Genomic DNA, 13478 nt, shown 5'->3' with positions numbered 1-13478 from the left:
AATTTTACTACTTAGGGTTTTCTTAAAAAAGAAATAAACGACCATGAAGAATTTAGCCAGAGCAAAAGCCGCCAGCATGCTGTGGGTAAAAGAATAGTTTACCTAAACTTAATAGTTTTAGTCCCTTCAAGTTCAGGGTTTTCTATACAATTTTATATTTTCAGAACTGTCTTTACTTAAGAATTTTAGGTTATTCAGGGATGATGTTGTACTTCTCACTTGGGTGATTCATTGGTTTTATTGTTTAATGATACTTTTACTTTTAAAAAGAGTTGCATCATAATTCATCTATTAATTTTTATAAATAGAATGAAGGACTGGTGATCTAAACTTTAATATTTAAAATGGATTAAATGTTCGGATCAGTAATTATGCTTAAGCAAGGGATGAGTTTAGTGGTATTGTTTGTGTTATTAAGTTGTACGAATGCTAAATCGCAAGTGTCTGTTAATGACCTTAAATTGAGAGGATACAAAGGCCCTGTGAAAAAAATGACGACTACATATTACAGTGCTAAACAGTTGAAAAATAACAAACCTATTCGTAAAGAAGATTTTTTAACGAAAGATGTGGTTTCATATAATGAAAATGGGGGTATGGCTGTCAACGAATTAATTACGAGTGCGGCTTACACCAGAGGAAAAACTTACTACACTAAATTAATCGCCCTTTCATTGAATGAATTCCCTTTAACAATAGAATCATTTTCAGTGAGCGCTTTTGAAGGCGGGAAATATAGCGAAAAAGATAAGATTAAGGAAACCACGAAGCGTAAAGTGGTAAATTCCAACTTGTACGTAACTGATTACTTTACTCAGGGTAAGCTAAAGGATCGAAGAGATAGTGCCTGGTTAGACGACATGGGGCAAGCAAAGACAGAAAAATTTATCTATAGTGTGGGGGAACCAGAAGACAGTTTGATGGTTATACAAACCGTAGAGAGGTTAACCAATAAAAAACAGGAAATGATCAGACAAACAACAATAAGTGTGGATTTGCGTAATCCTAAAGTGTATAAAACTGAAGGCACCGAATTAACTGAGGTAACTAAACTTCGGATAGATCAATATGGCAATCCAACCTGTGTTATTCTTAGAGATACAGCTACAGGTGTGTTAAAAACAGCGTTTCGGGAAATTGAATATTATACTGATAAACAATCACATTAATTTTAAATGATTATATAAGACCTCTTTTTTATGTTTAATCTTGATGTGCACCTGGTTTTATGGCTAAAAGTAATATTATTAAGTGGTTTTATGGTGATTAACCAAATTGATCTTTGTGTTAATGGTTGTTAAGAGCATTATTAGAACAGAAATACAAATTCTATAAGAATTCTTCTTATTAGCCAGAAATAATTACAATCTAACTCGCTGATTTAAAGCTGCAATAATATCCAAAGGGAAAAGATGATATAATGTGTGTTATGAACTTGTGAATATTATTTCTTAATAAAGAAATTAGTTACATAGCCGTAAAAAATACAATACGAATTTTAAAAGTGACACTTTGGTGAAAAAAAACGATGGTTTAAAACGATTAATACAAGGCAAAACCGATTACAAAAAAATGATTAAATCTGTAGTGTTTTCGCTTTTTTTTAGCTCGATTATATTTGCTGGTCTTGCAGTAATGGATTATTATAAGGAAAAAATGGCTAAATTAAATTTTAATGTGGGACGATATGTTGGCGCTATACCACTTTCTGAAAACAAAAAAATAGGTGTTTTCCTTGTGCTCGAATCGGATTATACTTTTATCCTGAAAGAGCAATTGGTTGATCCAACGGCTAAAAAAAAACCTGATGCATTGGTTTACGCAGGTTCATGGTCCTTAGATCCAACGTCTAAACAAATTATTCTCAAACAGAATAGAAAAGCCCTAATAACTACATTTAGTATCGTTACAAAAGATACCATCCTGATGCATAGGATGGATTTACAAGGACAAGAAAAAATCGGAAACAGCTATAAATTATCCCATAGAAAGTGGTATCAATCAGCTGCGTTTTAAAGAAAACACCAAATCAATGAAATCTATTTACCTCATTTTAACTATTATGGTTTCATTTAACTCGGGCTTGTTGGCCCAGGGTAAACAAAATTCAGCGTTATTTCCTTGGCTCGCCAAATCAAAAAAAATGGGCTATTGCGATGTAAATGGCAAGCTCGTTATAGAACCTATGTTTGAGGTTGCCAATCCCTTTGTAAACGGATATGCGGTTGTTGGCGATAAAAATAATTATGGCGTAATTGATGAATTTGGAAAAATAATTGTGCCAGTTCAATATTCAAATATCGAGTTGCAGAAAAAAGGTCGATTTACGCTTTTGATACAGAAAAAAGAATACAACTCTTGGATGCGTTTTTGGAATTGGAAAATTTTACCCGATTTTAATGTTTTGAGCACCAACAGTAGCGGCCCGTTTTTGGCCACAAAAGTACCCCGAGCGGTGTGGACAATTAAACATTTGCCGGATCAAAAAATCCTTTTTAATGGAAATCGTTCGGATGCCGAAGGTGGGAAGTATTGGAAAAACAGTTGGTCGCCTACAAGTGGAATTCCGGATGACATTAATATCTCATCGGCAGGAAATATTTTAATGGTTGGCAACAATTTATACCAACTGGGTACTGATCAAAAACTGAAGAAAATTGCGAACAATGTTTTCGATATTATCGACAGCAATGCAGTAATTACTTTTGAGAAAAACGCGTATTTTAAATCCAGTTTAACCGAAGGAAAAATAGAAAATTACATTGCCATAGATAGCATAATGGTTAGCGTTGGTTCCAATAAAACGATTGAAATTAAAAAACGAAACGCGGGCGTGTACCCTTTCGCAACAATTACAACCGATCTTTTTAAAGATAAAACTGGCAAAACTTATTTCTTTCCTGATTTAGAAAAACCGTTTCCAACCAATATTGCCGACTATAAAACCAGCAATGAAACCGTCTCTGCCGAGGAAATTATGGCCAAAGCATTTGTTGTTGCCTCCATCCCAGATAGCAAGTATTTTTTGGTCGTTTCTGCATTTGGAAAACGGCCTACAAACAGTGCATTATTGTTAGATGGAGATGGCAAATGGAACACTAATATTCCTGTTTACGAGGGTTTTGAAAAAATGTTACCTAATGGCGAAATGTTTTTTACACGCGCTGAAAAAAAAGGCATATTGAACAATACGCTGGACTTTAAAATACTTCCGTTTGATCGTGAAGCCTACCCAATAAATTTTTCTCCAATTATGTTCATCGGTAAAGATGCGGCATCAAAAAAATACGGTATTTATAATGTATTGAGCGAAAAATGGCAGATTATGCATTTGTACAATTTTTTAACGACTACAATTGAAGCTGGAGTTGCGGTATATTCTTTAGAAGAAAGCAGAACGAAAAACGAAAAGTATGGACTGTTAAACATTAAAAACCACAGCCAAATTACGGCTGCCATTTACGATAAAATTACGGCTGATGGTTACGCTTACAAAACCGAAAATGAGCAGCAAATCAAATTTTACATCAACCTAAATACGGGGAAAGAATACAGAGAACAATAGTTAGCGAGTTATGAAATATAAAATACCCTTACTTTTAATTAGTTTGTTGTTATTAACTGTTTTGTGTTTTTATCTAAAACGAAAATACAACCAGCATTTATGGCAGAAGACTATAACCAGCACCGAACATAAGTTACAACTGGGCAGTTTTATTTTTTCGAAAGTTTGGCGTGCTGATGGAGGAAGCCAATGGTATAAAACGAGTTATTCTGTGTTTAAAGTAATTCGGATAAAAGGAGATTTTGTAAGGGTTGAAGCGGTAAATAAACTGTACTTAACCACAAATTTACTGGAAGAACCATTTTTATCTCCTTCGGACGAATATGAAAACTTAAAAAAAAATATCGCAAATATCACTGTAACTGGCATACTGCGAGAAGATTTGTATAAGCAAGGCGGAGGCGCATTTGTTTTAACTAAAGATTTGAAAGAGAAATATCCGGGTTTAAATCATTCGCGTTATTACTATGAGGATATGCCTGATACCGAAAAAATTGCGTTAATGCCCAAAAATAAAATCGATGAAATTGAAAACTGGATGGGAATCACTTATTCGGCAGCACATATTGTAAATGACGGCAAGTTGGTGCCTTATACATTAACAAACGATTTTGGCGATTATAAAAAGGACAACAAAACGCCATTTTTAGCACCAGATTACGGAACAGATATTGATTTAATCGTTAACAAAAAACAGCAATAGCTTTACCAACAAAAAGCTAAACCAAACCATCCAAATATGTCGCACAGAGTTTATTTATACAATGCCGAAGAAATAAGTGAGGCTTCGAAAAAAGATAGAATGATGATGGAATGGGGATATGAAATTCCTCTTTTTCTAATGCCCTTATTAATTGATGGCGCTACAATTGCCGGCAATAATTACAATACGCATACGCCCGGGAGCAATTCGGGCTTGTTTTATCTCGCACCTGCGGGAGTGAAAAATCTGAAACGGTTCTATAATTTTATCGAAAAACATCAGGACGAATTGATTGACGATGTAGAAAGGTTTGCTACCGCCAAAGCAAATATTTTTGAGTACATCGATGACCTGAAACAGCCTTATTTTAATTTAGATGCCTGGGATGTTTTTAATATGAACAGCGAAAGTCATCAAGAACAGGCCGAAGAATGGCTTGCGGATATTAAAAAGAATAATGATGTAATTAATTTCGCCATCGAGGCCGATGAGGTTTCGTTATTAAAACTATCGTTGTTTACAAAAGATGTTGGGCTCGGATATAATGATTTTAAATCGTTGTTTAACGCCTCAGGTTACGATTATGGCTGGGAAGTTTTTTACCCCTTAGAACCTGCCGAACCAGAAATTTTTGAGGAAAATAAACTTTGGGGATTAAAAAACGAAGACGGAAAAATACTAGTTTCGCCCAAATACGAAGAGTTTTATGCCTTCAATGATGATGGTTTTGCGGTGGTTATGCTGGGTGCAAAATTTGGTTACGTTAACAAGGCTGGCAAAGAAATTACGCCGCTTTGCTTTGATGATGCTTTTGATTTTGAGGGCGATTACGCAACGGTGGTAAAAGCTGGCAAATTTGGTCTGATTGATAAAAAAGGTAATGTAGTTATCGATTTTATTTATCAGGATATGGAAATTATAGACTTTAGCGAAGGATACACTACTGCAAAACTGAACGATAAATGGGGAATTGTAGATCCTCAAAACAAAACATTACTCGCTTTTGAATACGAAAACACAATTGAACGAAACTACCACGGATTTTATTTCACGGCCGTAACAGGAAAAAAATCGAAACTCATTTTTAGCAATAAATTTGCCTTTTTAACAGAATGCGAAGAACATTTTGTTGAAATGATGTACGTTCCTGATGGCTTTATTTACGCCATCACTAAAAACAAAAAAACAGACGAACACCTGTTGTTTAGCGATGAGGGAAAACTGCTTTTGAGTGGCTACGAAAAAATAATAAACAATTTATATTATGTTTTTGTAATTAGGAAAGATAAAAAATATGGCTTGTTGGATTATAAAGGAAATACAATTCTCGGTTTTGAGTACAACAGGATAGATCAGCTTCCCATTAATATGGATCAAGAAGTCCGGGATTTTTGCGCCGGTATATTCCCCGAAATGGAACGCTTGCAGGAGGCTTTTTTCAAACTTAAAAAAGATGGGAAATATAGTTTTTACCTCAGCATTAATAATTTTAATAAACAAGTAACCGATTTTATTTATGATGATATTGTTGTGTTATCTGATGGTTTACTATCGGTACAAAACAACGGTTTATGGGGCATTATGCATGTGCTCGGCAATTTAAAAACACCTATTGAATACGATTTAATAGCAACAACAAGCAAAATTTATTGCTGTAAAGGCGATATGGTTTATACTTTTAAATCGAACAGAATTGTTGAGGTTGATAAAGCTAGACTACAAGATGATATCGACATAAATAAAGAATATGGCTACTGTTATTTTAATGGCGAAGTGGCTAATAGGTTACAGGCTTTTCTCGATAAAGATCTTCCTTTGGATGAAGTATTTTACAAAAAAGCAATCGACGCTAGAGAATTAGATACCAAAGTTGGCATGGCCGAAGCCGTAAATTATTTTAAGCAAGCTACAGATTTGGGTAATGCAGAGGCGATGAACGATTTGGCCAGAATTTACGAAGATCCCGAAGGAAAATATCCCGAATATAAAGATGATGCGCAAGCTTTTCAGCTGTTTTTAAAATCGGCACAATTGGGTTGTGATACTGCGATGCTCAATACCGCGTTTTGCTATTCCGACGGTATGGGCACGCCAATCGATTATCAGCAGATGGTACATTGGCACAAGCAAGCTTTTGATGCGGGCAATATGCAATCGGCCATTCATTTGGGGCACTATTATTACGACGGCGAACATGAAGAACAAGATACGCAATTGGCCTTAAAATATTATTTAAAAGCAGATGAAATTGATCAAAATGTAAATGCCGAACTCGGCTGGCTGTACAACGAGCTCGATATGCCGAACAAAGCACTGCCTTATTTATTAAAATCTATTGATGGCGATGAAACTCCGGGTTATGCCAACTGGCAATTGGGCTTTTACGCAGAATATGGCGAACAAATGAAGGTAAACTTACCCCTCGCCATTAAATATTATAAAAAAGCCGAGGAATTTAATCGAGCAGATGCTTTTGAAAGCCTGTACTTAATTTATGCCCGCAACCCAGAATTTAAAGATAAAGCTTTGGCCAATGAATACAAGCAAAAAGCAATATCGGCTGGTTTAGAAATAGAAGAAGAGACTTTTTTAGGCAAGCTTTTTAAAGGATTTAAAGGTAAAAATGAGTAGCCAATGCCTTATAGTTTAGTGTTTTACCACAAAGCCACGAAGGTCACCAAGATCATATTTTGTGTTCTTTTGTTCCTTTTGTGGCTTTTCCTAAAAAATATTACTTTTTGTGGTGTACTGAACTTTAATTTATAAACACCAATTACATAAAATGAAACATTTAATTAAAATAAACGTATTGGTTATTTTTTGCTTGCTTGCTGGCATTTGCCATGGGCAACAAAAAACGCCGGGAATATTAGATAAAGACAAGTTTAGCTATACGGGTTTTATCAACAAAAAAATTCCTGTGCAGCTCGATCTTACCATATTGGGGGACAACACCGTTTTTGGTGAAATCAAATACCTGAATACGAAAAACCCGATACCAATTAAAATAATTGGCACTTTCAACATCGAACAAGAATATGTTTACACCTTGGCCGAGTATGAAAAAAACGGAAATATGAGTGGCATCATCAAAGCAAAATTGACCGATCACGAGCAAAAACTTGTTGGCGAATGGGGCTCGACCAAATCAGACCTTAGCTACCCGATGAATCTTACTTTTAAAGCACATACTACCCTAAAGCCAAATGTTTTGGCAACTGCCGGATTTGAAGGTGATTACGAATATCATCTTGGCGAAACTGGATTTGACGGTGTTATCAAAATAACAAAAGAAAAAAACGGAACCTACGCTTATGCAATAGCCAGAGTAACTGGCGGTGAAACCAAAGATGTGGCCAGCGCAAGCGGAACAGGCATGCTGATAAAAAATAATGAGAGTATTATTGAGGTAAACAAAACCTGCAAATTTAAAATCACTTTTTACAACGGCTTTTTAAGAATTTTTACCATGTACGAAGAAACAGACAAATGCGGGTTTACAGGCCCAAATGCAAGTTTACAAGGTGCTTATTTAAAAATTAAACACTAATTAAACCCAATACGAAACATAAAAAAAAATGAACAAATTTTTAATTATCGCCGTTTTTACGGTATTTGCTACAGTTAATTTCGCCAATGCGCAAAAAAAGAAACCCGAAAATAATGTTGTAAATCCAACAGTAAATATTAACAATAAAGTCATTAAAATTGAACAGCTAAAACAATTAATTCCTATTGATATTGTAGAACCGAAAAGTAAAAATATTTATAAAAAATTTGGTTTAGACCTTTCAGGTAATTGTTATGCTTGCGATTTAGCAAAATTATCAATAACTGAAAAAACAATAAAATTGACAAATGTATGTGATGAGCAACAAAATCAAGTGTTAGAAATTGTAGAAATCACAAATACTGAGAATAGGATTAATATTAAGACAAAACAACTCAACTTTATATTTAACCAAATAGACAAAGCACCTATATATGAATTAAAAATTATAGGCAATAAGGCTAAATATCAAAATTTACGAATTTCTAAATATTATACATTGAAAAAACTATTGAAAAAATTTAAGCAACACGATTGTGGAGATTTTCAAGGATAAAAAATAGAATATAAAGCCACTAAAATGTAGAGCGCTTAGATTAAACTTACAAACAACCCATTATTTAAAAACAAAACTACACCTCAACAGATGAAAAAATTTTTAATTACCACAATTATCATCGCATTTAGCACCGTTAATTTCGCCAACGCACAAAAAAAGAAACCCGATAATAAAATCATTGATCCACAAATAATAAATAGAGAAAACAAGACCATCGAAAAAGCAAAAACTTGGATTACCCTTGCCGTTGCCGGTAGTTTAAACAAGGCAAATGGCCTTGCAGAAAATACAAATGATGAAGCTGAAGGAAAACATCAAGAAATTTATACAGCCAAATACATGGCTTATAAAGATGATGCGATGAATGTTGATATGGATGGAGGCATGAGTTTGAAGGCTTTTACAAAAAAATGGACTAAAGATTTTAGCTGTAAATATGCTGGCATTGGTGTTGGCTATCTGGTACCTGGTCAAGATTATGGATTAATAAAAGTAACCCGCTGTGATTTTACGAAAAAAATCGGGAACGCTTATCTGTTCGGCGTAACCATTAGAGATACTGAAGCTAAAATCGATTACAAAAGAGACATCAAGGTAATTCCTTCGGGCAACGTTTTTTTAATTGAAGATGTGCTGGAATATAATTAGCAACATACATTTTGGAAAAAAAGAATAGAAGACTCAAGTATATTGGTATTGCTTGTTTTATTATAAGCCTGATATTGCCTGTAGCGGGTACTAACACTGATGATGCTGGAATATGGTATCTTTTGATGGGCTGGACCGAAGCTTTTACCCGGGCAGGAATTAGCTGGTGGGCAAATATTTTTGTGTTATTAGCCTGGTTTACCAGAAAAAACTTTAAACTATCATTAGTATTTAAAGGCACAGCTGTATTTTTTGCACTAACTTTTATTATTAACGGACATACTTTTCATGGAAATATGGGAATTGTAGGAGGTGGTGGAGGTTCAACAATTATCGAAAGTGCAGTACCAGGCATAGGGTATGCATTTTGGCTCGCCAGTTTAATTATTTTTTTATTGAGATCGGGAACCGAGTTTTTGCATGGGAAAAAGAAAAATAACTTATAAATTTTAAACACATTTTGTCATGCTGAGAATTCCTTTTTTAATTATCTTCAAACTGCTTTATTTAGGTAGTTTTCCCAATCAAATAGCCACAATGTATTTCGACAAGAATTGGCAACCTACAACCGAGAAGCAAGACATCTATTTCTACACACCAATGCCCGAAAAAGTTGGAGATAAATATTTATTTAGAGATTATTACAAATCGGGTAAACTGTATTTCGAAGCCTTATCTCTTTCTAAAACGGATAGAAAATTTGATGGCTTGGCTAAATTTTATGCCGAAAACGGTCAGTTGATAGAAGTTGCAACTTTAAAAAATGGACTGATTAATGGCGAGGTTAATTCTTTCGATGAAACCGGGAAAGTAAAAGGAAAGGCTCTTTACCTTAATAATGAACAGGTTAATGCCTTTATGATTTACTATAAAGGTGATGAAGAAGGATCTACAGATTACGATACCGCAATAAAAAGTAAAGGCGGAGATATGGAGTATGTAATTGATTTTGATGGAGATATTAAAGGCATTAGGCAAGAAACTTATTTTGACAATAAAATAATGAAAAGTTATGATAAAAACGGCAAATTAATTGGTACGGCTAAATTAGATATTGGTTACGACCCTATTGAAGGTACGGCAGTTAAATATTTGTATAAACCGATGCGGGTTAAGAGTATTACACATTTGAAAAAAGGTAGTAAACCGATACGGGTTAAGCGTATTTCGCATTAAAAAACATAGAAATTAAAAAGACTATACTTAGTAAGGAAGATGCCAATATTGTACGCAAAATCGTTAAAATAAATGCGATGGGTTTGGTTCTTTTATTGGTGCCTTTTTTCTTATGGACAACGGTGCTTCTTTTCGCTGTACCAATGACCACATTTGGAGATAACCTGTTTTTTATTCCGGCTATTGTGTTGTTCTTAAGTACCTTGGCGCTTCCTTTTTTTTACGCTAAAGCGAGATTTTTAAAACTCCGTACAGGGCTCAAAATCATTAAGGCAAATCAAAAAACGGTTATTAGTGGGAAACTGAAAAGTATGCGAGGAGATAACACCCGCCTTGTTTATAAAATTGAAAAAGAAACTTACACGCTGAGGCCATTTTTGGGTATAGGTTTTTACATCCAAAATTATCGGGCTTATATGCTCGATTTTTGTAGAAATGACGAAGAAATCATTATAAGTGGCTTGCCGGAAATGGAACTACTGTTTGATGTAAAATATCCTAAAGTAGCAGAAAATAAACAAACAAAACAGCTTTTAGATGATAACGATTTGAGTTACCTGCGAAAAAATACATTTAGTTTATTTAAACCCATGCTAATAATGGTTTGCTTCGAAATTGGGCTGATGGCTGTTATTTATTTTGCATTTGGTATTTTCGATCTACGCTATTTTTTGCCCGTAGTTATTTTGGTGCCGCTACCTTTTTGCCCTAATTTGTTTATATTTTTCAAATCGTTTGGCGCTACAGAAAAAATGGTTATTTCTGGCATTGTAACCGAAAAATTTGAGATTGATATTGGATACAAAAACAATGATATGATTCCCAGACGGTATGGAATCAGGGTAAATGAAAGACTTTTTAGGTGCATAAATGCCCTGGCCTACGCAGGAGAAATTTATAATATAGCTTACGTTTTAAACAAAGATGGAACGATGGGTAGGATGTTGATGTAACAAAATCAGGAGAAATAAAAAGATAAATTGACCAAGCTTTCCATTAAGAAACATTACCGAATGTCGGAATTTTACAAATCATTTAAAAGCTAAAAAACCGCATAATTACAAAAGAAAAAAATGGTTATAAAAGAGGAGCCACTTACCGAATCGGAAAGAAAAAAATTAAAGTTTATACTAAAAGCCAGGCTTGTATTAGGCTTGATTATATCGCCATTTATCATTTTAATTTTTGTATTTATGGGGGCTATAATAATTGACGACATGAGTAGCCATACTGCAGGCGGAAGCACTTATTTTGCTGTAGGCTTTACTGCTATTGTTGTGTTTTTAATTTTAAGGTTTGTAATTCCTTTTTATAAAAATTCGTTTAAAAACCTTAAGATAGACCATAAATTAGTGGTTTATACGACCGTTTTATCTGTTGACCAAAGGTGGACAAGTAAGGGGTATAAATACTCTATTGAAACGGAATATAGATCTATAGATTCTTGGTCGATAACTACTGTAATGCAACCCAGTCTTCCTTTTAGCGAAATGCGAGCCAATATGGCCATCACTATTCATTGTTTAAAAGATAACCCAACGGACATACTTTATATCGAAAAAACAAATTAAAATCAATATGAGAAATCTACTTATATCTGCATTTTTATTATCTTTTTTAACGCAGCCGTTGGATTGTTTAACTGCAAAAACGACTAAAAAACAAAGCGAAACTTGTTTAATCAGTACCTCGGAGACTAAGTTTTTAAATCAGAAAAAACCAACAGAAAGCGTGAGTTGTACTTATGATATACAAGGCAGAGTAATTGATTTAAAATCAGTCGATACAGAGCGAAATTACACTTACAACAATACCGAAATTATTGAAAAATACGGTTATAACGGTGGTGAAAAAAGATGGATTACCGTTCATCACAAATTAGATCCAAAAGGAAGAATAATTAGTTCCGAAAATCCACTTATCAACATTAGGTATAGTTACGACAATAATGGTTATTTGGCCAAATCGGTTTATTTTAGTAATGGAATTTATCAAAAATCATCAAAGTATATAATTACGAATGGTAGCTTGCAAAAAATGGAAAACAATACAGAAGAAGAATCTCCCGAAGATGTAGATATTATTGCAGTTAGCTCATCGAATGAGCTTTTTCCTAATAATTTTCATTATAACATAAAAGATCTTCCTTTCGAATTTACCGGCGTACTTAGATATTATTATGGTAAGCCATTAAAAAAACTAATTATTAAAACTAAAACCCCAGGACTTTCTCCAGTTTTTTATGCGTATAAGAAAGATAGTAAAGGCAATATTATCCAAGCAAAAGCCACTGCTACTTACGAGAAAGTAGAAACTGATTTGATAGATATAAAATACAATTGTAAATAATCAATGATTAATTAAGCTTGTGAATTGAAAATAACTAAAAAGACGTATGAAGACATTCTTTAGCTTGGTAATATTATTATGTAATCTGACTGCATTTGGACAAAAAAAGATGGATTATCTACTGTCATACCTGGATACAACATCGGGAAAAAAATTGGTTGGGTTTAAGAGTGTAACCGGAAAAATAATTATTAAAGCAAAGTACCTGTCGGTAGGATACGAAAGCGACACACCAGAGAAAATGTATAAGGTAGCGCTTGTATATGACGATAGCGGTTGGGTTTACATTAACAGACAGGATAGCATTATTCTTCGTCCATTTATTTATGATAGTGGCCCCGATTATCTCGAGGAAGGACTTTTTAGGTTTGTAGAAAATGGTAAGATGGGTTTTGCAAATAAAAATTACGAAAAAATTATTCCGGCAATGTTTGATTTTGTAACTTTTTTTGAAAATGGCATTGCAGAATATACACTTGGTGGTTCCAAATCAATGCATGTTGTGCATTGGTCATGGGGAGGTGGTTACGATGGAGGTTACATAAATAAAGCAGGGCAACTTTTTAGTAGAGTAACAGATTTTAAAAACAATCAGCGGCAAGCCTGGACACTTGATAAAAAACACGTTTTACTTAATAAACAAGGGCAGGTCATAAAAACATTTAGCAAGTGAAACTGATAACGGTCTTGCCCTTATTATAAACAGTTTCAGTTAATAGGTAGAACGGATTCTAAAATTTTTACAGTCTATTATGGTTGTGTCCTTAAAAAGGCCAAATGACTTGTTTCGTAAATAAAAGGAGGAGAGGTTTAAGAAGCCGCCAAATTACTGAAAACTATTTCGACTTACTTTTTTGTTCTAAAATAATCTTTTCAAGGTGTTCTTCATGAAAATCAGGATAATTTTTATTCGCTGTTTATATGAATA

Annotated in this window: 14 protein-coding genes; all 14 read left to right on the top strand. The window is 34.0% G+C overall.

Annotation, left to right across the window (positions count from 1 at the left end; translation table 11 throughout):
- Positions 1-353: 353 nt before the first annotated feature.
- The 14 genes from R2Q77_RS14630 to R2Q77_RS14565 all read left to right on the top strand — a co-directional run bounded on the left by R2Q77_RS14630 (position 354) and on the right by R2Q77_RS14565 (position 13223).
- A complete protein-coding gene (locus R2Q77_RS14630; protein ID WP_316804471.1) occupies positions 354-1169 on the top strand; it encodes a hypothetical protein in 816 nt (271 codons plus the stop codon).
- Between the two features lie 346 nt (positions 1170-1515).
- On the top strand, positions 1516-2016 hold the full coding sequence (locus tag R2Q77_RS14625; protein WP_316804470.1) for a copper resistance protein NlpE N-terminal domain-containing protein: 501 nt from the start codon (positions 1516-1518) through the stop codon (positions 2014-2016).
- 16 nt (positions 2017-2032) lie between these two features.
- Entirely contained in the window at positions 2033-3565 is a 1533-nt protein-coding gene (locus tag R2Q77_RS14620) for a WG repeat-containing protein (RefSeq protein WP_316804469.1), read from the top strand.
- A 10-nt stretch (positions 3566-3575) separates the two neighbouring features.
- Complete coding sequence (locus tag R2Q77_RS14615) at positions 3576-4268, top strand: hypothetical protein (protein ID WP_316804468.1); 693 nt, start codon at positions 3576-3578, stop codon at positions 4266-4268.
- Positions 4269-4304: 36 nt separating this feature from the next.
- Positions 4305-6899: an SEL1-like repeat protein gene (locus tag R2Q77_RS14610; RefSeq protein ID WP_316804467.1), complete on the top strand. Its 2595-nt coding sequence runs from the start codon at positions 4305-4307 to the stop codon at positions 6897-6899.
- 151 nt (positions 6900-7050) lie between these two features.
- Positions 7051-7818, top strand: coding sequence for a hypothetical protein (locus R2Q77_RS14605; RefSeq protein WP_316804466.1), 768 nt, complete (start codon positions 7051-7053; stop codon positions 7816-7818).
- 28 nt (positions 7819-7846) lie between these two features.
- The gene (locus tag R2Q77_RS14600; protein WP_316804465.1) at positions 7847-8374 is read left to right on the top strand and encodes a hypothetical protein; all 528 of its coding nucleotides are present in this window, start codon (positions 7847-7849) and stop codon (positions 8372-8374) included.
- A gap of 90 nt (positions 8375-8464) precedes the next feature.
- On the top strand, positions 8465-9025 hold the full coding sequence (locus tag R2Q77_RS14595; RefSeq protein WP_316804464.1) for a hypothetical protein: 561 nt from the start codon (positions 8465-8467) through the stop codon (positions 9023-9025).
- Between the two features lie 11 nt (positions 9026-9036).
- Entirely contained in the window at positions 9037-9471 is a 435-nt protein-coding gene (locus R2Q77_RS14590; RefSeq protein WP_316804463.1) for a hypothetical protein, read from the top strand.
- Positions 9472-9490: 19 nt separating this feature from the next.
- Positions 9491-10201, top strand: coding sequence for a hypothetical protein (locus tag R2Q77_RS14585; RefSeq protein WP_316804462.1), 711 nt, complete (start codon positions 9491-9493; stop codon positions 10199-10201).
- A gap of 77 nt (positions 10202-10278) precedes the next feature.
- Positions 10279-11154: a hypothetical protein gene (locus R2Q77_RS14580; RefSeq protein WP_316804461.1), complete on the top strand. Its 876-nt coding sequence runs from the start codon at positions 10279-10281 to the stop codon at positions 11152-11154.
- Between the two features lie 120 nt (positions 11155-11274).
- Complete coding sequence (locus tag R2Q77_RS14575) at positions 11275-11772, top strand: hypothetical protein (RefSeq protein ID WP_316804460.1); 498 nt, start codon at positions 11275-11277, stop codon at positions 11770-11772.
- Positions 11773-11779: 7 nt separating this feature from the next.
- Complete coding sequence (locus tag R2Q77_RS14570) at positions 11780-12550, top strand: hypothetical protein (protein WP_316804459.1); 771 nt, start codon at positions 11780-11782, stop codon at positions 12548-12550.
- Between the two features lie 109 nt (positions 12551-12659).
- The gene (locus tag R2Q77_RS14565) at positions 12660-13223 is read left to right on the top strand and encodes a WG repeat-containing protein (protein WP_316804458.1); all 564 of its coding nucleotides are present in this window, start codon (positions 12660-12662) and stop codon (positions 13221-13223) included.
- The last annotated feature ends 255 nt before the right edge of the window (positions 13224-13478 follow it).

The sequence above is a fragment of the Pedobacter nototheniae genome, assembly GCF_032678625.1.
Taxonomy (GTDB): Bacteria; Bacteroidota; Bacteroidia; order Sphingobacteriales; family Sphingobacteriaceae; genus Pedobacter; species Pedobacter nototheniae_A.
Note: the sequence above shows the minus strand (reverse complement) of the source record. Positions and strands in the feature narration are given on the sequence as shown.

Excerpts from the sequence above, each read along its gene's own strand:
- R2Q77_RS14600 (WP_316804465.1), top strand. The coding sequence starts at position 7,847 with ATGAACAAATTTTTAATTATCGCCGTTTTTACGGTATTTGCTACAGTT.
- R2Q77_RS14630 (WP_316804471.1), top strand. The coding sequence starts at position 354 with ATGTTCGGATCAGTAATTATGCTTAAGCAAGGGATGAGTTTAGTGGTA.
- R2Q77_RS14585 (WP_316804462.1), top strand. The coding sequence starts at position 9,491 with ATGCTGAGAATTCCTTTTTTAATTATCTTCAAACTGCTTTATTTAGGT.
- R2Q77_RS14605 (WP_316804466.1), top strand. The coding sequence starts at position 7,051 with ATGAAACATTTAATTAAAATAAACGTATTGGTTATTTTTTGCTTGCTT.
- R2Q77_RS14565 (WP_316804458.1), top strand. The coding sequence starts at position 12,660 with ATGGATTATCTACTGTCATACCTGGATACAACATCGGGAAAAAAATTG.
- R2Q77_RS14580 (WP_316804461.1), top strand. The coding sequence starts at position 10,279 with ATGGGTTTGGTTCTTTTATTGGTGCCTTTTTTCTTATGGACAACGGTG.
- R2Q77_RS14575 (WP_316804460.1), top strand. The coding sequence starts at position 11,275 with ATGGTTATAAAAGAGGAGCCACTTACCGAATCGGAAAGAAAAAAATTA.
- R2Q77_RS14620 (WP_316804469.1), top strand. The coding sequence starts at position 2,033 with ATGAAATCTATTTACCTCATTTTAACTATTATGGTTTCATTTAACTCG.
- R2Q77_RS14595 (WP_316804464.1), top strand. The coding sequence starts at position 8,465 with ATGAAAAAATTTTTAATTACCACAATTATCATCGCATTTAGCACCGTT.
- R2Q77_RS14570 (WP_316804459.1), top strand. The coding sequence starts at position 11,780 with ATGAGAAATCTACTTATATCTGCATTTTTATTATCTTTTTTAACGCAG.
- R2Q77_RS14610 (WP_316804467.1), top strand. The coding sequence starts at position 4,305 with ATGTCGCACAGAGTTTATTTATACAATGCCGAAGAAATAAGTGAGGCT.
- R2Q77_RS14615 (WP_316804468.1), top strand. The coding sequence starts at position 3,576 with ATGAAATATAAAATACCCTTACTTTTAATTAGTTTGTTGTTATTAACT.